The 20,439-nt window shown below is 35.5% G+C and carries 19 protein-coding genes and 1 pseudogene; 17 read left to right on the forward strand and 3 right to left on the reverse strand.

The window, feature by feature from the left end:
- Nucleotides 1-13: 13 nt before the first annotated feature.
- The 10 genes and pseudogenes from BOQ64_RS04805 (at nt 14) to BOQ64_RS04845 (ending at nt 10,582) form a co-directional block, all read left to right on the forward strand.
- On the forward strand, nt 14-787 hold the full coding sequence (locus tag BOQ64_RS04805) for a sensor histidine kinase (protein ID WP_129058200.1): 774 nt from the start codon (nt 14-16) through the stop codon (nt 785-787).
- Nucleotides 762-1,472 carry a LytR/AlgR family response regulator transcription factor gene (locus BOQ64_RS04810; RefSeq protein WP_129058199.1) on the forward strand — a complete coding sequence of 237 codons (711 nt, stop codon included), beginning with the start codon at nt 762-764 and terminating at the stop codon, nt 1,470-1,472. Before BOQ64_RS04805 ends, BOQ64_RS04810 begins: the two co-directional genes overlap by 26 nt.
- Nucleotides 1,473-1,844: 372 nt before the next feature.
- A complete protein-coding gene (locus tag BOQ64_RS04815) occupies nt 1,845-4,127 on the forward strand; it encodes a cation:proton antiporter (RefSeq protein WP_129058198.1) in 2,283 nt (760 codons plus the stop codon).
- A 91-nt stretch (nt 4,128-4,218) separates the two neighbouring features.
- A complete protein-coding gene (locus BOQ64_RS04820) occupies nt 4,219-4,695 on the forward strand; it encodes a hypothetical protein (RefSeq protein ID WP_129058197.1) in 477 nt (158 codons plus the stop codon).
- Nucleotides 4,696-4,856: 161 nt separating this feature from the next.
- Entirely contained in the window at nt 4,857-5,510 is a 654-nt protein-coding gene (locus BOQ64_RS04825; protein WP_129058196.1) for a hypothetical protein, read from the forward strand.
- 12 nt (nt 5,511-5,522) lie between these two features.
- Nucleotides 5,523-5,744, forward strand: a complete 222-nt coding sequence (locus BOQ64_RS04830; protein ID WP_129058195.1) for a class I lanthipeptide — start codon at nt 5,523-5,525, stop codon at nt 5,742-5,744.
- 252 nt (nt 5,745-5,996) lie between these two features.
- Nucleotides 5,997-7,775: pseudogene (locus BOQ64_RS24475) on the forward strand (lantibiotic dehydratase); the annotation flags it as partial.
- Between the two features lie 105 nt (nt 7,776-7,880).
- The gene (locus tag BOQ64_RS24480) at nt 7,881-8,822 is read left to right on the forward strand and encodes a thiopeptide-type bacteriocin biosynthesis protein (RefSeq protein WP_129058192.1); all 942 of its coding nucleotides are present in this window, start codon (nt 7,881-7,883) and stop codon (nt 8,820-8,822) included.
- 37 nt (nt 8,823-8,859) lie between these two features.
- A complete protein-coding gene (locus BOQ64_RS04840) occupies nt 8,860-9,924 on the forward strand; it encodes a lanthionine synthetase LanC family protein (protein WP_164975751.1) in 1,065 nt (354 codons plus the stop codon).
- 121 nt (nt 9,925-10,045) lie between these two features.
- Nucleotides 10,046-10,582, forward strand: coding sequence for a hypothetical protein (locus tag BOQ64_RS04845; RefSeq protein ID WP_129059648.1), 537 nt, complete (start codon nt 10,046-10,048; stop codon nt 10,580-10,582).
- A gap of 172 nt (nt 10,583-10,754) precedes the next feature.
- Here BOQ64_RS04845 and BOQ64_RS04850 read toward each other — a convergent pair whose 3' ends face one another.
- A complete protein-coding gene (locus BOQ64_RS04850) occupies nt 10,755-11,405 on the reverse strand; it encodes a hypothetical protein (protein WP_129058190.1) in 651 nt (216 codons plus the stop codon).
- Between the two features lie 295 nt (nt 11,406-11,700).
- Here BOQ64_RS04850 and BOQ64_RS04855 point away from each other — a divergent pair, with 295 nt between their 5' ends.
- The 5 genes from BOQ64_RS04855 to BOQ64_RS04875 all read left to right on the forward strand — a co-directional run bounded on the left by BOQ64_RS04855 (nt 11,701) and on the right by BOQ64_RS04875 (nt 15,980).
- Nucleotides 11,701-12,195 carry a hypothetical protein gene (locus BOQ64_RS04855; RefSeq protein WP_129058189.1) on the forward strand — a complete coding sequence of 165 codons (495 nt, stop codon included), beginning with the start codon at nt 11,701-11,703 and terminating at the stop codon, nt 12,193-12,195.
- A gap of 231 nt (nt 12,196-12,426) precedes the next feature.
- Entirely contained in the window at nt 12,427-13,269 is an 843-nt protein-coding gene (locus BOQ64_RS04860; protein WP_129058188.1) for a prephenate dehydrogenase, read from the forward strand.
- 166 nt (nt 13,270-13,435) lie between these two features.
- Nucleotides 13,436-13,708, forward strand: a complete 273-nt coding sequence (locus tag BOQ64_RS04865) for a DUF2089 family protein (protein ID WP_129058187.1) — start codon at nt 13,436-13,438, stop codon at nt 13,706-13,708.
- A gap of 31 nt (nt 13,709-13,739) precedes the next feature.
- A complete protein-coding gene (locus tag BOQ64_RS04870; RefSeq protein WP_129058186.1) occupies nt 13,740-14,321 on the forward strand; it encodes a YIP1 family protein in 582 nt (193 codons plus the stop codon).
- 6 nt (nt 14,322-14,327) lie between these two features.
- Nucleotides 14,328-15,980, forward strand: a complete 1,653-nt coding sequence (locus BOQ64_RS04875) for a serine hydrolase domain-containing protein (RefSeq protein WP_129058185.1) — start codon at nt 14,328-14,330, stop codon at nt 15,978-15,980.
- A gap of 121 nt (nt 15,981-16,101) precedes the next feature.
- Here the strand turns inward: BOQ64_RS04875 and BOQ64_RS04880 are convergent, their stop codons facing one another.
- Nucleotides 16,102-17,520 (reverse strand): L-serine ammonia-lyase, encoded by a 1,419-nt coding sequence (locus BOQ64_RS04880; RefSeq protein ID WP_129058184.1) that lies wholly within the window; start codon nt 17,518-17,520, stop codon nt 16,102-16,104.
- 186 nt (nt 17,521-17,706) lie between these two features.
- On the opposite strand from BOQ64_RS04880, the gene BOQ64_RS04885 reads away from it, so the two are divergent.
- Entirely contained in the window at nt 17,707-18,285 is a 579-nt protein-coding gene (locus tag BOQ64_RS04885) for a Crp/Fnr family transcriptional regulator (protein WP_129058183.1), read from the forward strand.
- A gap of 60 nt (nt 18,286-18,345) precedes the next feature.
- Nucleotides 18,346-18,969: an FMN-dependent NADH-azoreductase gene (locus BOQ64_RS04890; RefSeq protein ID WP_129058182.1), complete on the forward strand. Its 624-nt coding sequence runs from the start codon at nt 18,346-18,348 to the stop codon at nt 18,967-18,969.
- 50 nt (nt 18,970-19,019) lie between these two features.
- On the opposite strand, the gene BOQ64_RS04895 is transcribed toward BOQ64_RS04890, so the two are convergent.
- A complete protein-coding gene (locus tag BOQ64_RS04895; protein WP_129058181.1) occupies nt 19,020-20,363 on the reverse strand; it encodes an ammonium transporter in 1,344 nt (447 codons plus the stop codon).
- Nucleotides 20,364-20,439: the final 76 nt, after the last annotated feature.

Raw genomic sequence — 20,439 nt, forward strand, 5'->3', positions numbered from 1 at the left:
TAATCGAAATTCTATGGAAGGCAATTACTACATGATTCATGATTATCTGATATTCATCGGAGTTTTTGCCATTTTCCTTTTTCTTACCGTAGGTATTTATCTGTTCAGTCAAAATCAGAAGCTGAAACAGAGAAACACCAAACTTTCAGAATCCAATAAGATCATTGAACAAAGGCTTAATGAAGTACGTTTGGAACACATCGGAACCAAGTTGAATCCGCATCTGTTTAAAAACATTCTTAATTCGGTTCAATCCCATGCTTATCAGACTTATATGTCTCTGGATAAACTGGCCAATGTTCTGGATTATATTTTATATGAAAGCAATAATAAATATGTAAGTCCCAAAGAGGAACTGAACTTCGCCTTAAGCCTTATTGAGATCAATAAAATAAAGGTGAATCCTCTCTTCGACTTCAGGATCAAATTCAAGATTAATAAATCGGATTCGATCTATGAAGAAAAGGTTTTTGCCCCGCTTATTTCCGTTGATCTTATTGAAAATGCTTTCAAGCACACAGATTTCCTGGCACAGGATTCCTTCATTTCTATTTTCATGGAGCTTGAAGACCGTGTATTTACCATGAAAGTAAGCAATAAAGCTTCCTTAAAAAACAGCCTGGAAAAGGAGAAAAGCGGTTTTGGAAGCCAGTCTCTGGATCAGAGGTTAAAAATGATCTACAATACCCATTATCATCTGGAAAAGAGTTCAAAAAACGGTATCTTCACAGCTGAATTAAAAATCAATTTAGGAGAATTCTATGATAAAATGCGTTATTCTGGATGATGAATTATTAGCCATCAGCTATTTGAAACTTCTATGTGAACAGATTGATGACGTAGAAGTGATAAAGGCATTTAATGATCCTAAAATTTTCCTGAACGAAATTGATTCGCTTGACTGCAATCTCTGCATTCTGGATATTGAAATGCCGGGAATGACCGGTCTTCAGGTTGCTGAGATCATCTCCGGTTCTAAAAAAATCATCTTCACTACCGCCTATAAAGAATACGCAGCAGAAGCTTTTGACCTCAATGTGGTTGATTATGTAAGAAAGCCGATAAAAAAGGAGCGTCTGGTACAGGCCTTTGAAAAGGCTAAAGAACAGATTAATTCCACTCAGAAGAAAACTTTTATTGAATGGAACAGCAATATTGGTAAAACGGTTATTCTGACGGAACAAATTGCTTATATCAAAACTTCAGAAATTGACAGTCGCGATAAGGATATTATTCTGAATGACGGAACTAGCATCGTTTTAAAGAACCTCAACTTTAAAAACCTTCTGGAAATGCTTCCCTCTAAGGATTTCGCTCAGGTTAATAAAAAAGAGATCATTGCATTATCTTCCATCAAAGTATTAGGAACCAATGAAGTTATTACAACCATTCCTGCTGAGGATGATCATTTCCTGAAACTTCAGATTGGGGATGCCTACAAAAGCTCATTAATGGAGCTGTTTACAAAATAGCTTCTAAATCTACTTCACAAACAAAGTTAATCTGCTGGCTTTTTAAGCGACCTAGGAAACTGGAGCGTAAAAAAAATGAAGACTGTGAACGTTAAGAAAACTCTATTGTTTGAGTGCGGGACAAATGTTGATAATAAAAATAGATAGCTACCGCACGAGTTTAGAGTTTTTAGAGAACAGTCTTCATTTTTAGCGGAAGTTTCCAAGTTTTGAATTTTTCGTTCTTTTGTTTCAAGACAAAAGAACATTTAAAAACTTTATTTCAACACTAAGATTTTTATTACATTTTTCACCCTATTCATTACATTTTAAAAACAAGGTATTTTAATCTCAATTTATTCTCACCAACTTTGCATCAAAATATTAGGAATCATGAATTGGGGGAAATACAGAAATTTAATTTTCTACATCACTACCATAGCAGTTTTTTCCTGCCTGATGTACTTCTTCATTATGGAAGGACAGACATTGGAGATTAAGGAGAATATTGTCACTAAAACAAGTACCGGATCTACCTGGGATAACTTTCAGGAATCATTTAAAACGAATCTTCACCATCCTTTAGCTTTATTATTAGCACAGATTGTAACGATTATCCTTACAGCAAGGCTTTTCGGATGGGTTTGTATGAAGTTCAAGCAACCTTCTGTAATTGGAGAAATGATTGCAGGGATTGTTTTGGGACCGTCTCTTGTAGGAATGTATTTTCCTGAATTTTCAGCATTCCTTTTTCCCAAAGAATCATTAGGAAACTTACAATTTCTGAGCCAGATAGGACTAATTTTATTCATGTACATTGTAGGAATGGAACTGGACCTGAGTGTTTTAAGAAAAAAAGCTCATGATGCAGTAGTTATCAGCCATGCCAGTATTATTATTCCTTTTGCTCTTGGAATTGGCTTATCTTATTTTATCTATCAGGAATTTGCCCCTACAGGCATACAGTTTACCTCTTTTGCTTTATTTATTGCCATTTCCATGAGTATTACGGCTTTTCCGGTATTGGCAAGGATTGTTCAGGAAAGAAACCTTCAAAAAACGAAACTCGGAACCATTGTTATTACCTGTGCAGCAGCAGATGATATTACGGCATGGTGTATTTTGGCAGCTGTAATTGCCATTGTAAAGGCTGGTTCTTTTACAAGCTCCATTTATGTTATTATTATGGCCATTGCTTATGTTCTTCTGATGATTAAGATCGTAAGACCGTTCCTGAAAAGAATCGGGGATCTTCAGGCTGGTAAAAATACCATCAGTAAGCCGATGGTCGCTATTTTCTTCCTTACTTTGATTTTATCAGCATATATTACTGAAGTAATCGGAATTCATGCTTTATTCGGCGCATTTATGGCTGGGGCTATTATGCCTGAAAACACTAAATTCCGTACTTTATTTATCGATAAAGTAGAAGACGTAGCATTGGTGCTTCTTCTTCCGTTATTCTTTGTTTTCACTGGTCTCCGTACTCAAATCGGTTTACTGAATGACAGCCACCTTTGGATGACAGCCGGATTCATTATTTTAACAGCTGTTATTGGAAAATTTGCAGGAAGTGCCCTCACCGCCAAGTTTGTAGGAATAAACTGGAAAGAAAGCTTAACCATCGGTGCTCTGATGAACACCAGAGGATTAATGGAGCTTATCGTTCTGAACATTGGATATGATCTTGGGGTATTAAGCCCGGAAATCTTTGCAATGTTGGTGATTATGGCTTTGTTTACTACTTTCATGACAGGCCCTGCTTTAGACTTTGTTAATTTTGTTTTCAAATCTAAAAAAGATGAAAATGAATCTATTGATATGGCCAATGATTCAAAATACAGGGTATTACTATCTTTTGACAAGCCGGAATCCGGAAGTACACTGCTAAAACTGGCTCACGACTTCACCCATAAAATGAATGGTAATAAAAGTATTACTGCTATGAATATTGCTCCCGTAAATGAAATGCATGCTTATGATATGGATGAATATGAAGAATCTCAGTTTCAGAATGTCATTGAAAAATCTCATGAGTTAAATCTGGAGGTCACTACCCTTTTTAAAGCTTCTACCGATATAGAAAATGACCTGACCAGCATTACCAACAAAGGTCACTATGATCTCCTGCTGATTATGCTTGGAAAATCTATGTATGAAGGAAGTTTATTAGGAAGACTATTAGGCTTTACCACTAAAATCATTAATCCTGAAAAGCTTTTGAACACAGTAAAAGGCAAGGGAAATATCTTCAACAACTCTCCTTTTGACGATTTTACGCTTCAAATCTTGGATAAAACCAATATTCCTGTAGGTGTACTGGTAGAAAAAGATTTTACAGCTGCAGATAAGGTATTCGTCCCTATTTTCAATCTGAGTGATTTTTACCTTCTTGAATATGCTAAAAGACTTATTAATAACAACAATTCTCAGATCATTATTCTGGATGCAGCAGGACAGATCCGCAACAATATAGAGGTGAAAGAACTGATCCGAAGTATCGAACAGGTAGCACCTAACCATATCACATTATATAACGAGAAAAAAATTGAAAAAGAGTTCCTGAACTCTCAGGATCTGATGCTCATCAGCAGCAAAAGCTGGAAAAACCTTATTGATACGAAGAGTCTCTGGCTCTCCGATATTCCATCAACATTAATTATATCAAATCCGTAGCACCGATATTTTCTATTTCTACTGAAAGCTGTAAATATTATTCGTTGTCTGTAAAGAAGAACGGGTATATTTATAGCTTTATTTTTTTAATATGTTGGTTAATAATGAAAACGGGACTGTTGAATTGGATGAATTTGACACTCAGCTTTACAAAGGATTATTGCTGGATCAGCTGAAACAGACTGATTTTTATAAAGAAAAGTATCAAAGTATGTGGGATGTGAAAACCGGGTATTTTTGGTATTATTTCAAAAGCATAGATGTTGAAAGCTTTCAACTTTCTTTCAGCCTCTGCTTTTTGGGAGATCATCTGCACAGTATTCAAATGAGTACATCGGAAAGCACTGATGCCAAAGACTGGAATGAATGGACGGAAGAAAAAGAAATGCAGGTATTTTACCGAAATAATAAGTTCCTGACCTCAATTTTGGGAATGCTACCAACCCGGAAAAAGAAAACGCCCTATCCAACCTGTACTTTCATTTTCCCCTGGGGAAGCATCTGGTCGGTTTACGATCCGCGAAGTGCCAGCAGTTTTATGGGAATCAGCTATGAAGAAAATAAATAATTGAGAACTAAAAAAACAACATTAATCACTAATAGACAATAGATTAAGAATTAATCTGAAGAAAAAAATATATACAACATATAAAATTTCACACTTTTTATTGCATTTATTATATAAGTTTTAAAATTTTATTATATATTTAAAAAAACTTAATAACCATAATGATTACTATATCCAAAAAGACTTTTGAGGGTAAGTATTGGGATTATTTCATCCTGATATGTCGGGTTTTGCTTGCATGGCAATTCCTGTCTTTTGGATACGCTAAATTTTTCGATGACGGACAGTTTGGTATTTCTCCTGAGGAATTAAATAAACCCATCAAAGATCTCAGCCTTTTCAAGGTGATGTGGTATCTTTTTGACCACAATCCGTTTAAAATAATCATTGGTATTTGTCAGGTATTATGTGGCGCACTTCTTCTTTATAAGAAAACCGTTATCATAGGAGCTCTTTTTTTCCTGCCCATTGCCTTTAATATTTTAATCATGGATATTACTTTTATGGATCCATCTATGGTAAATGGTTTTGCATCAAGACTTAGCTATTATATTATTCTTGATTTTCTCATCCTTTTATATTACAGAGACAGAATGCTTATCATTTTTAAAGCGATTACAGGTAATATGGACAACAAGTTCAGACACCCTTTCGGAATGTATCTGATTTCTCCGGTATTAGCTGTTCTATTAAGTTTAATACCTGTCATTCCTGTTGTTCTGTTCTATCTTGTAGCCGAACCGGATGAGATGATACATGCCCTCGGCAATGCCTGGCAAGGGCTCACCAAAGCAACTCAACATTTTTTTAAATAAAATTAAATTACTATGAAAAATTCAAACAAAAAATTGACAATCTCAAAAAAGAATGTACAAAACTTAAGCAAAAACAACCTTTTAGAAATAAAAGGAGGTAAAGCCATCGATATGGATGGAAATGTAGGATTGTTTACTGCAGGATGTTCAGACGGTTGTATGTCTAAATTTATGCATACTCACCTGCTAAACTGTTCAAAAGCAAACTGTACTGCAGATTGTGGTAACTGCTAATTAAACAATTGATCTCTTTTGTCATCTCCAACTTAAAAATATTATGTCTTCAAAGCAATACACTCCATTTCATTACACAATATTGAGAACTCCGGTTCTTTCACCTGATGATTTAAACCGCTTTTATGCAACATCAGATGTCATTGAAAATATTTCCTGTAATCAAACAGTAATGGATGCTATTAAGCTGTCGTCATTAAATTTTTATCATGAGGTGACAAAAGAGTTTTCAAAAAAAATGCTGAGCAAAAAGAAAAACTTGAAATTTCATTATATAAATATCTTTCACGATATACTACAAGACCCACCCCTTTCGGATTGTTTTCCGGTTTAGGTTCACTTAAAAATTCATCAGAATCTTTTGTAACCAAAATAACATGGAAGCATTCCTATCCGGTATTGAGATTTGATTCGGAATACCTTTACAAAACAGTAAATTCACTGGAAAAACATGAAACCTATCTCACCAATAATACATTGTATGAAATTTTTGATGAGTACAAATTTCTTCAGTGTTACACAGGAATTATAGGAAGAGATTACCGTTTAATAACAATAGAAAAAGATGAATCTATAGGTTCTATCACAAGATTTTGTAAGCATGAGAGAACTGCTGAAGAAATCATTCATTTTATTCAAACTGAAAATGACGTTACACAGGAGGAGGCAGAGGAATTTTTCCATGAACTCAAAGACGAACAGATAATCAACCCGTCTCAGTCTTATTCCGGAAGTGAAACACAACATATCATCAATTTCCTCGATAAAAATATTGAGAATTCAGAATTTCATGAACTAAAAAAGTACATAGACTTATGTAATACAGAAAAAAACGTTGCTGAAATTCTTTCAAATCCTGAACAGAAAAAAGTTCCTTTACATATTGATCTTTTTTTTGAGACCTCAGATACCATGCCTAAAAGGTTCCTGGATGATATTCAAAAAAGTGATTCTATTTTTGAAAGATTCAGTACTCTGGAAAATCAGACTCCTTACAGAATCGTCAATTTTAAAAAGAGCTTTACTAAAAAATATGACCAGCAGGAAGTAAGTTTGCTACATGCTTTGGATATTGAATTTGGGGTAGGATACGGAAAATTTGCTAACTCCGAAAATGTGGATGCAGGCAATCTGATCCTGGCATGGCCAAAAGAAAATATACGGGAAGAAAATATGACCCTCAATCAAAAAGAGGTTCAATATTCCTACCCTATTCTGAACTGTCTTAAAAATAAAAAAACAAGCATTGACCTTAATGAACTGGGACAAAATCAAGAAACTTTTCTCCCGGAAAAAGTCAGTGAGTTCTTCCCATTCAAATCTTATAAAGCATCTATTTTTCTAGATAAAGAAACAGGCAATCCTGTTTATTTTATTGATTATATTTCATTTAATTCACCAAGAAAAATTCTGGGGCGCTTTTCTGACCATAAAGACATTGCCCACACACTGGATGAAATTCATGACCAGGAAAAAAAATATTATGATGAAGATACCATCATTGCTGAAATTGTGCATCTTCCGTCTGAAAAAATCGGAAATGTAATAGAAAGAAAAATCAATACAGAATACTATATCGGATATATTGATGAAATCAGCGGTAAGAAGAAAATAGATCTCAACGACCTGTATGTTTCTGTTGTGAACGATCAGGTTGTTCTGCGGTCAAAATCGCTGGGTAAAAATGTACTTCCGGTATTTTCCAATGCATATAATATTATGCACCCTACAAACAGTCCTGTTTTTGAATTTCTTCTCGATTTTCAGGCTCAGTATAACAGCAGCCTATTAATTAATGAGGATTCATTATTAAACCTTTTTAAATTCTTCCCGAGATTGCAAAAAGGAAATTTCATTGTCAAGAAAGCAACCTGGCAGATTGAATATCATGATTTCTTTGAAAATAAAAAGACAAGTATTTCAGAGGCTCTTGCCCATTTTGATAAAAACCTTGATCTGCTTAATATACAGGGTAATTTTTTCATTTCAGAAGGAGACAATGAATTATATATCCTCTTAAATCAGGAAATATCAAGAAAAACCTTTTTAACACAGCTCAAAAAGAAGCAAAAATTAAAAATAACAGAATCTCTGTCGGATCAATTTACTCCTGTTACCTTTAATACAGAAGGAAAAATGATCAATAACGAATTTTTATTGTTTTTTAAAAACGAAAAATTTGAACAGAAATATGAAATCAAACGTAAGCAGACAGAGCATCTTACAGTTTCAAGATCTTTGTTTCCTGAGGTTGATAACTGTATTTACTTAAAAATTTACACCGGGAAAGTATTTTCTGATCTTCTGATCTGTGAAATGGCAGGTATTCTTGGTTTCCTGCAATCCAATAAACTCATAGATCACTTTTTCTATATAAAATACTATGATCCCGATTTCCATTTGAGATTCAGGATTTTTGCCCCTGTAAACAACCATATGGAGATCAAATCTCATCTCAATGCTTTATTGAAAAAGTATCTCGGTGAAAAAGTACACAGAATTTCATATGATACTTATGAAAGAGAAATCGAACGATATCATGGTGATAAAACTCCGGTTTTTGAAAAAATATTCTTTTATGACTCATTAATTGCTGCTTCTATTATCGAAAAAAATATTGAAGAGGCCAATACTGATATTTTATGGATGTATCCTATACAGCATATCTTTTTTTACTTCAGTCTGTTCAATCTCAATACGGAAAATCAGCTACAGTTTGTAAGCGGAGTAAAAAACAGTCTTGCACGTGAATTTAATATGTCGCCATTAAAAACGTCATTTATCAATGCAAAATATAAAGGTTTTTCCGATGAGTTCGAACGGATCATCAATGAGACAGATGGAATACTCTCCCCTGTTCATACAAGATTCCGTAAGGAGATTCAGAAAGATCTTCCGGCAATAACAGATGAGAATACATTCGGAAATCTTGCCAATATCATCCATATGCATATCATCCGTGTTGTGAGAAGCGACAACAGACTGCATGAGTATTTAATCTACTGCTTCATTGAAAAAATCCTAAAAAAACAATTTTTCAGCTTAAAAAACAATGTCAATACTTCATCACATATATAAAAACATATTAAACTACGAACACCAACATATAGGGCTTATGAACGGAGCCTGTTCAGAGTTGATATTTCTTCATCATTATTTTAGTGCTTATCCTGAATTGTACGATCAGGCTGCTGAACAAAAAATAGCAGGATATCGGGATCTTATTTTCGATGATATTGAAAATGAAAGAATTGATCTTTCCTATGCTTCAGGACTGGCGGGAGTACTCTCCTGTTCTTACTATCTGGAAAACTCTCAATGGTGCGCTCTGGATTTTCTGGATTTTGAAGATATCGGTAATATCATGCTGGAACAGGCTATTGAAGAATTTGAAAACGACAATTTCGACTTTTTTTATGGTGGAAACGGTCTCCTGATGCCCTTTCTGAATCACCGACTGGACATCCGAAATCTTGATCAAGATCTTTTGCATACGCTTAAGGAAACCATCATCCGCAAAAAGACTGATTTATTCTGGCAGAGTCCTAAAAATAAGGAAGACAACATTTCAAATTTTGGTATTTCCCATGGCTTTCTGCCCAACCTTTTTCTTTTGGCCTGCATAGCAGATTCCGACAATGATATTTCTTTTATCAAAAAAACGGTATCTGAATTTTTAACCTATGCATCAGAGGAGGATACTGAATCTGTGTTTCCTTCCGTCATTGAAGGCAGTAAGGAAAATTCAAAGTACGCATCACGACTTGCCTGGTGCTACGGAGACCTTGGCATAGCCTGTATTCTTTATAAAATAGGCGAATTGATTAAGGATAAAAATCTGCAGGATAAAGCATTGGAGATACTTTCAAAAACAACCCTTAGAAAACATGACGATTCCAGTAAGGTAACCGATGCTTCGTTATGTCATGGAAGTGCCGGTATTTCTTCGATATACCATTCATTTTATGATCAAACCGGAAATATTCTATTTAAGGAAGCCGGTGATTACTGGCAAGAAATTACAGAATCTTATTATTCTCCCAAAGATGAGCAGTGCTGTTTTCTCTATAAATCGGGGGATGAATATGTCTATAATATAGGCCTTTTAGAGGGGCTAGCCGGCATAGGATTATCTCTTTTACCCAATAAAAACTGGTCTGCTTTATTTTTAATTCGATAAAAAAAATAATAAATCTTCCTTAGCTAACAATTATTTCATTAATAATTCATAAAAATTTATAATTTTACACCAAAATAGACACCAATACAAAGAATATACTAACGATTAAATAAAAAACACGATGTGCCGATATGCCATGATGGTTTATAAATGTCATTATGCCTGTTTCAATTGCCAGAAAACATTCAAACGCCGCGTCTTAAAAGATGTAGACAGAGATGCTCAGATCTCCGTGGAAGCCAAGTGCCCCGAATGTGGGAACCTGATGGCCAATATGGGTTTGGACTTTGAATCGCCGGCAAAAAATGATCATAAACAATGGGCACATATCCGGGATCTGTATACTGTAGGAATTACCTTTCATTCCTGTGGCTGTTCCGGGCCGGGATATATTCCGCAGGATCGTAAAGCTATTATCGCTTACTTTGAAAAAATACGTGCAGAATACATGCACTCATTAGTCTATTGGAGATATCGCATTGAGCCGGAAACAAAAAGGGAGCGTGAAATTGAGTATCAAAAAAACAGATCCGAACTATGGACAGTAAACCGCAATGCCTTTAAGAAAACGGTAACCAATCAGGAAGGTATCAACTATTGGATTACTAAAATTAAAGAGGTGGAGGAACGTCTTTCTCTTATTAAGGAGGTCAAATAAAGCTTTTTTAAACCACAAAAGGCACAAAAGTTTTTAGACACTTAAGTTTTTTAAGTTTAATGCTTAATGTATGAAAAGAGCACTTAAGTTTTTGAAAATCTAAGATTTTCAGGATTAAAATGATTCATTTATCGCTAATCACCTATGTCTCTATGTCGTAAGAAAAAAACATCTACTTTTCTTTTTCCAGTTTGAGAAGTCTTTTAAAATCATCTTTCATCCTTTTATCTTCTTCTCTCATATAATCTCCACTGAAAGGTGCTCCACAATCCTGGCTGTTGACAATATGCAACAGGGATCCACCTTCAAAATAATTACGAGTTTCTGTAATCTCTGATTTCTCAAAATCAAAGACTTCTGTATCATTGTTTTCCTTCATGGCCTTTGCATCATAGAAAAGCGGCCGATTGTACTCATAATCTTTTTCAAAAACGAAGGATAATTTTCCGTTAAGCAGGTAATATTCAATCAGAACTTGTCCCGTTTCACCATAATGTCTGGCCATAATCTTTTCCAGACGTTTGTTTTTATAGTAATAAGTAGCTTCTCCGCCTTCAGCAGACTCTCCTTCAATATTTTTCTTTTTGATGGATGTCCATTTTGTAATAGAATTGATTCTCTTAAAGTTCGCCTGAATAGGTTTTAAGCGGTCCTTCAGATATTCATTAGGTTCAATATCTTCTTCATTAAGACTTTCCTTAATTCTAATTGTGTCCTGCTTTGCTACAGAAACTTCCGAAAATTTAAACCGTAAGTTTCCTGCATACCCAAACTGGAATGCTGATGATAAGATAAAAAGGCTCAGTAAATATTTATTTTTCATACTATTATGTTTAGAGCTCAGAAATGGCTGTACCATCACTTCTCACTTCCACAAAATTAATAAATCTTCTCTTGGTTTTGAATCAATTTGGTTTTTAGACGATAAGGTTCTTAACGGAAATTCTCTTAACTCCATAGATTTCCGTCTGAACATAACCGATGAAGAGCTAAAGCTATTTCATCATTCGCATTGTAAAAGGTTTCTACAGCAGAATAAAAGGGATAGCAGAATAAAACAATAAAATCCCTATAAACAGTGAATAAACCTATTCACAAAAAGGAGTATCTTGAACCCTATGAAAAAGATAAGCTTCATCGCTCTTACCCTGTTACTGACAACAGCTTGTAAAAACGATACAAAACATACTGTAAATGAAACAGAAACCTTGAAGAAAGACAGTTCTGTTATAAAAGCTCCTGCAGCACAAAACGCTGTTGAGGACAAGACCATTGAAGAAAGTAAGATCATTCCTACATTAAAAGAATGCACAGAGAAAACCGTTGAATATGAAACTCAGCTGGAATGTATCTTCCCTAAAAGTACAATGGAAGATGTCTATCAGAAGACCATCAGAGAAAAAGAAGTGGAAAAAGCAGAACTCCTTCTTTCAGAATTACCTAAACAAAGCAGTGAAAAAGAAATTCATCAGGACGGATTGGAAACCATCAGCTATAAAGTATCTCCCAATAAGGTTGAAATTGAATTCTTATTTGCAGGTGGCGTAACAACCCTTGAACTGGAACAGAAAGGTAATGATGTAAAAAGAACCATCATTCAAAGTGCTGACTAAGCAAATCTTCCTGAACAGCGACTGGCAGTACAATCTTTCAAATTCTGCAAAAAAGAAATCATAAAAAGTGATCAGATTTAAAAAATATTTTATAATTTCGCTTTGTGAATTTTAACAACGGAACATATTATTATAGAATTTTTACCTCAGATCTGGGATAGGGATTCTTATGAACATAACTTAAAACCTCGTCCTAGGACGAGGTTTTTTTATTTAAAAAAATTTAGAAAGATGAAAATAAGTATTATTGGAGTAGGATTAATAGGAGGTTCAATGGCCTTGAAATTAAGAGAGAAAAACATCGCCAGCTTCATCTACGGAATCGATAACAGTCAACTGCATATTAACGAAGCACTGGATCTGAAAATCATTGATGCCGGAGCAGATCTGGAACAGGGAGTTAAAGATTCAGATCTTATCATCCTTGCCATTCCGGTAGATGCGGCAAGAAAACTATTGCCGAGTGTTCTGGACCTTGTGTCAGATCATCAAACCGTTATGGATGCAGGTTCTACCAAAGCGGGAATTGTAGGCGCCGTTAAAAACCACCCTAAACGCTCAAGATTTGTAGCGTTTCACCCGATGTGGGGTACCGAAAACAATGGACCTAAATCTGCCATTGCAGAAAGTTTCTCAGGAAAAGCCGGGGTAATCTGCAACAAAGAAGAATCAGCAGAAGATGCATTAAATGTGGTTGAAAACATCGTGAATGCCCTTGAAATGCATACCATCTACATGAATGCAGAGGATCACGATATTCATACTGCTTATATTTCTCACATCTCTCACATCACATCATATGCCCTTGCCAATACCGTTCTGGAAAAGGAGCGTGAAGAAGAGACTATCTTTCAGCTTGCCAGCTCCGGGTTCTCCAGTACCGTACGTCTTGCCAAATCTCATCCGGAAATGTGGGTTCCGATCTTTAAACAGAACAAAGAAAATGTACTGGATGTATTGAATGAACATATTACTCAGCTCAGAAAATTCAAGTCTGCTTTAGAAAAGGAAAACTATGAATACCTGGAAGAATTGATTACAAACGCAAACAGGATCAGAGGAATATTAAGATAAAACACTGAATTTCAGCATAAAATATTCTAAAACTGATATATAACTTAACCACAGAAGGATTTTTTGTGGTTATTTTTTTGTTCATTTTTAAAATAAAACTTTAATAAAATTAAAAAACATTTTAACTTTATTAAAAAATATATTACTTTCGTAAAAAATAAATACAATGAAGTTACCGATAGTCTGCCCAAGCTGTGACAGTACTCTTAATGTGAGCCAAATGAAATGCCCCAGCTGCAAAACCGAGGTAAGCGGAGATTATGAACTTCCAGTTCTTCTTAAGCTGAATCGTGATGAGCAGGATTTTGTCCTTAATTTCTTCCTGTCCAGTGGAAGCATTAAAGAAATGGCCAAACAGGCAGGTCTGTCCTACCCAACCATGAGGAATAAAATGGATGACCTGATTACCAAAGTTGAACAACTTAAAAATAACCAATAAAGCCATTAATAATCTGTAAACTCAATCTATTATGAACTGGAAAACTATTTTTAATCCGTTTGAAAGATTTGATGAAAAACAGCTTCTCCTTACCGGAATTTTAGCCGTTATTCTTTCCATTGCAGTAGGATATTGGACAGGTACTACCTTCACCAGCATATACAAAATCAGCGATGCAGAAAATGCTTCATTCAAAATAATAGCTATCACTACCCTGCTGAGCTTTCTGGCTGCCATTGCAGTTCTTTTTATTTTAGGTAAAATCCTAAACAGTAAAACAAGGATCATTGATATTGTGAATACCGTTTTAATCTCCCAACTTGTTCTGATTCTTTTTCAATGCATCGGAAAAATACCATACATTAGAATTGCTGGAAAAAATCTCATCAAGTATGAATCTGCCGCTTCAGGAGCCTTTCCTTTTCTGGATTTCCTGATTATGATTTCTATGACCTGTTTTTCTATTATCACACTCGTCTATAGCATTACTCTTTTTTACAATGGGTTCAAAACAGCTACCAATATTAAAAAGTGGCAGCATATTGTACTCTTCTGTATCGTTTCGCTGGTCTGCACTTTAGTCTGCCAGGTTATAATTAATAAAATCATTTAAAATACCATGAAAATCAAATTATTATTCGTGCTGGCATGTCTGGCACAGCTTTGTCACGCCCAAATTGAAGGAACCTGGAACGGTGAACTGGATACCCAGAATATTAAATTACCTGTTATTTTTAAGATCTCAAAAAAATCCCAAGCTTATACTTCCATCCTTATCAGTCCTAAACAAAGTTCAAGAGAAATCCCTGTAGAAAAAACAGATTTCAGTAATAATGAACTCAGCCTGGAAATAGGAAGTATTAATGCAGGTTACAAAGGAACCTATAAAACAGATCACTTTGAAGGAAACCTGATTCAGAATGGAAGAACAACAGCACTTAATCTTTACAGAGATAGTAAGCCGGAAACGCCTGAAGTTTCTTACCTCGGCACAAAAGCAATCAATGCTCAAAAGATTGATGACTTTCTCAATTATATGGTTCAGAATAATCAGGAAATAGGAAGTCTGGCCATTTTTAGAAACGGAACAGAAGTCTATAAAAGAGATTTTGGTCAGAAGCTTCTCCCTGCCAATACCAATTATGATCAAAATACCGGATATCAGATTGGTTCCATCAGTAAACTTATGACAGCTGTAATGCTTTTCCAGCTCATAGAAGAGGGAAAACTGAGTCTTACTGAACCTCTTTCAACATTCTATCCTGAAATTCCCAATGCTAAAAACATTACCATCCAAACCATGCTGAACCATACCAGCGGATTGGGAGATTATGTGGGAAAAGCAGATAAAAAAAATTGGCTCTTTGAAGGTCCGGTAGGCGATCAGGCGATTATTGATGTGATCAAAAAAAACGATATACAGTCTAAACCGGGAGAAAAACTGAAATACTCCAACTCTGCTTATTTCCTATTGAGCAGAATATTGGAAAAGATCCATAATAAGCCCTACAACAAGATTTTAAAAGAAAACATTCTGAATAAAACTTCAATGCCTCATACTTTTTCTGTGCTTGATAATCCGAAAAATATTTTCAAATCCTATGAATTTATAAAAGGGAGCTGGACCGAAGTAAAAGATTTTGATTTTCACAACTGTATTGGGCTGGGAGATATTACTTCTACACCAGAAGACCTGAACATATTCATCAATGCACTATTCAATGGTAAGTTTATAAAGAAGGAAACCCTTGATAGGATGATTTCCAATAAAAAAGAAAAGGTATTTGGTTCCGGAATTATGAAAATTCCGTTCTATAATATTATTTCCTATGGACATGGTGGTGATACAGCGGGAAGCCACTCTATACTCGCTTTTGAACCGACAGATCAACTGTCTTATGCTATAACTCTTAATGGACAAAACTTTCCGCACAACAGTTTCTATATTGCACTGATGAATCTGATATATGGCAGAGATTATCAGTACCCTGTATTCAATAATGCTAAAATTCCTGTGGCTGATCTGGAAAAATATGTGGGTGATTACACCTCAAAGGACATTGATTTAAGTTTAAAAATATTCATTAAAGATGAAGAATTATATGCCCAGGCAACCAATCAGGCAGAATTTCCGTTAGCTGTTGCAGAAAGAGATCAGTTTACGTTTGAAAAAGCAGGAATCAAGCTTACTTTTATTCCTGAAAACAAACAGTTTAATCTAACACAAGGCGGAAAAACGTATTTGTTCAATAAAAATATCTCCAATAAATAACTTCTCACAAGTATTACAACTGAAGACATAACCATTCCCACCCTCTGGAGAAGTGGCAAAAATCCAACAAAAAATCCTTAGATATTTCTAAGGATTTTTATATTTTTAAAACTATTCTCAATTAACACTCCGGAACGTTTACGGCAATTGCCAATCCGCCTTCAGAAGTTTCTTTAAAACGGTCACTCATAGAAAGTGCTGTTTCCCACATGGTCTGAATAACCTCATCCAAAGTTACTTTTGCTTTGGCAGGGTCACTTTCTAATGCAATATTGGCTGCCGTAATGGCCTTCATAGCTCCCATTGTATTTCTTTCAATACATGGAATCTGTACCAATCCTCTGATAGGGTCGCAAGTTAACCCCAGATGATGTTCCATTGCAATTTCTGCAGCCATCAATACCTGTCCCACACTTCCACCTAAGATTTCCGTAAGCCCGGCTGCTGCCATTGCTGATGAAACCCCGATTTCTGCCTGGCAACCTCCCATTGCAGCAGAGATTGTTGCATTTTTCTTGAATAAGGTCCCAATTTCTCCTGCTACCAATAAGAATCGAATAATATCATCCTCACTGATAGAGTCTGTAAAGGCCTGAGAATACATCAGAACTGCCGGAATAACACCACTTGCACCATTGGTAGGAGCTGTGATAATTCTTCCGAAGCTGGCATTTTCCTCATTCACTGCCAGTGCAAAACAGGCAATCCATTTATTGATATTGGTGAAGTTTTCTTCGGCATCTACTACCTGCTGAAACCATTCATCTTTATTCTTATAAATTTTATCTCCCAGCAATTTTCTATTGATTCCGGCTGCTCTTCTCGAGACATTTAAACCTCCCGGAAGAACCCCTTCTTTATTGACTCCTTTGTAAATACATTCTTTAATCTGCTGCCAGATATACAATGCTTCAGCCTTCGTTTCATCCTGAGTTCTCCAGCTTTCTTCATTAATAAAAATTAAATCTGACATCTTACTAAGCCCCAATTTCTCGCAATATTTTGCTATATCTGAAGCTTTATGACAAGGATACAATGTACGTACACACTGCTTCTGAATTGAGTTTTTCTCCTGGCTGGCAATAAAACCACCTCCTACAGAATAAAAGTCCTGAACAAGTTCAGTTCCGTCTTCAAAAACAGCTCTGAAAATCATTCCATTTGGATGAAAATCAAGAGATTTCTTCATATTCAGAATCAAATGATGCCCATAAATAAACGGAATTACCTTCTCACCACCAAGGTTAATGGTTTGAGTACTCTTGATATAATCTATTTTTTCATCAATTTTGGTAGTATCGATCGTCTTATAATCTTCACCATTCAGACCAAGCATTCCTGCGATATCCGTACCGTGCCCAATTCCTGTTTTGGCAAGTGAACCAAAGAATTCAAGAAAGACTTCTTTCACTTCTTCTACTGATCTTTCTCTTTTTATAATCCTGATAAATGCAGATGCTGCATTCCACGGCCCCATCGTATGCGAACTGGAAGGACCTATCCCTACTTTAATAATCTCAAAAACCGATATTGATTCCATAAATGATTCTTCATTTTCCTCAAAAGCAAAGATACATGATAAATCTTATAATAAGCATAGTAAAATCTCACAATTAGCAGCCCAGCTTCATGAATAAAGTAGATAAGTAAACTGTATTTTTGTAAATTAGCCAATGCCTGTTACTTGTTTCAGATCCGCTATCAGGTTCTCTTTAAATTATTTTGAATGGAAACATTAATTAAAAGCATTACACAGCATGTTAAGCTTACCCCGGAAGAGATTTCCATTTTTAAAAGTTTCTGGACAGAGAAGACGCTGGAAAAAGGTGAATTCCTGCTAAGAAACGGGGAAACCTGCAGACATGACAGCTATATTATTTCTGGGGTTTTAAAAGCTTTCTGTATCAATGCTGAAAATGGAAATGAGGAAATTCTCTTTTTAGCAATTGACCATTGGTGGGCTACCGATATCTTCAGTTTTTCCAAACAGAAAGCATCTATTTACAATATACAGGCTGTTGAAAGAACAGCACTCCTACAGATCAGTCATCCCTCCTTTCAAAAAATGCTGGAAAAAATTCCCTCTTTGGAAAAGTACTTCAGGATTATTCTGGAAGGTTATCTTGGAACTCTTGAGAAAAGAGTTGTCTTTAACCATATGCTCAAGGCTGAACAGAGATATTACGATTTTCTTGAAACCTACCCGGAGATTGTCTCCAGAGTACCACAATACTTAATAGCCTCTTATTTAGGGGTATCTGCAGAATTTATAAGCAGAATAAGGAAAAAAAATAAATCCTCTTGAACTAGATCAATTTTTACCCAGTGATTAATCAGGAATTTTGCTGTTATAAAATCATAGCAAATGAAAGTACTGATTATTAATGCCAGTGTAAGAAACGGAAGATCTTACAGCAGAAAATTAACCCAACTTTTTGTTGAAAACTGGAAAAACAAATATCCATCCGATATATTCACTTATAGAGAAACCGGAATTGAAGGTATTCCCAATATTGATGAACGTTGGATTGCCGGCGCATTTAAAAAACCATCAGACAGAACAGAGGAAAACCGGAAAGCTTTAGAACTGAGTGATGAACTGGTAAAAGAACTCAAAGAACATGATGTGTATGTCATTGGAACACCAATGTATAACTGGTCTATCCCGAGTGGATTAAAGGCTTATATAGATCAGGTAATGAGAATTAATGAAACATGGAAATTCAGGTCCGGGATTCCTGATGGTGATTATGTAGGGCTGCTTGAAAATAAAAAAGCATTTATACTCTCAACCCGCGGTGATACCGGATATGGAGAAAATGAAAAAAACGGACATGTCAATTTTCAGACAACCTACCTCAAGCATGTTCTAAAAATCATGGGAATTACAGATACAACCATCTTTTCATTGGATAATGAAGAGTTTGGTGGTGAAATTTTTGAAAACTCTAAAAATGAGATCTTCAATGCTATTCATTCCATCAAATAGAACATATTTTTCAAATAGGACCTTTCTGTTAAGGCCCTATTTTTTATTTATTAATTAATACTCTCCTGATGCTGGGAAAGATCAAGCCCCATATTTTCAGATTCTTCTGAAACCCTTAATGTAATGACTGCATTGGTAACTTTGTACAGTAATAAAGAACCGAAAAATGTAAATACAGATACAAGAAACAGAGCTGCCAGATGATGCAGAAATACTTCAACTCCTCCATGAAGAAGACTGGCTTTTTCACCATGAGCAAAAATGGCTGTGAGAATCATTCCCATAATACCACCTACTCCATGACAGGCAAAAACATCCAGCGTATCATCTATTCTGTTTAAAGCTTTCCAATTAACCATCAGATTAGAAACAATGGCAGAAATAAACCCTATAAAAAGACTCTCCTGGATACTTACAAATCCGCATCCGGGTGTAATAGCCACAAGACCTACTACCGCACCAATACAGGCTCCCAAAGCAGATACACTCCTCCCGTTGATCCTGTCAAAAAATATCCAGGTCATCATAGCCGAAGCTGAGGCAATAGTGGTAGTTCCAAAAGCTGTTGCTGCTGAAGCTGAAGCACTGAGAGCAGACCCGGCATTAAAACCAAACCATCCAAACCACAACATTCCTGTTCCAAGAAGTACATACGGAATATTGGATGGCTCATGATGCGGATTTTTCCGTTTCCCCAATACCAAAGCTCCTGCAAGTGCTGCAAAACCTGCGCTCATGTGCACTACCGTTCCTCCTGCAAAATCTTTTACTCCAAAATATTGGTTTAAAAGACCATCAGGATGCCAGACCATATGACAAAGCGGAGTATAAATACAGATACTGAACAGAACAATGAATAAAAGATAAGAAATAAAACGAACCCGTTCTGCAAAAGATCCGGTAATGATTGCGGGAGTAATAACAGCAAATTTCATCTGGAATAAAGCAAACAGAATAAAAGGAATAGTGGGAGCCATCATATGATGCGGCAGACTCCCTACCCCGTTAAAAAAGGGATAGCTTAACGGATTTCCAATAATCCCATAATGTTTGCCTGCAATGGTAATCCCAAGAGACTCACCAAAGGATAATGAAAAACCAACGACTACCCAAACAATAGAAATTACTCCCAAAGCAATAAAGCTCTGCAACATGGTAGAAATTATATTTTTTCTGCCCACCATTCCTCCATAAAAAAAGGATAGCCCAGGTGTCATAAGCAATACAAGCCCTGCTGCAGCTAAAATCCAGGCTACATCAGCTCCTACAATTTTATCTTCAGTTAAAAACGCTCCCTGATCAGAAACATCTGTAACTGGAGTCCAGAACAAACCTCCAATTGCAACCAGTGCAATAATAGAGAATGAGATGATCCATTTTAAACCTATTTTCATAAAATTTATATTTAACCCTATTAAAATTACATATAAATCTTATACAAAATCATTTATTTAACAAAACACCCCATAA

The sequence above is a fragment of the Chryseobacterium sp. CH25 genome (genome assembly GCF_004119455.1).
GTDB lineage: Bacteria > Bacteroidota > Bacteroidia > Flavobacteriales > Weeksellaceae > Chryseobacterium.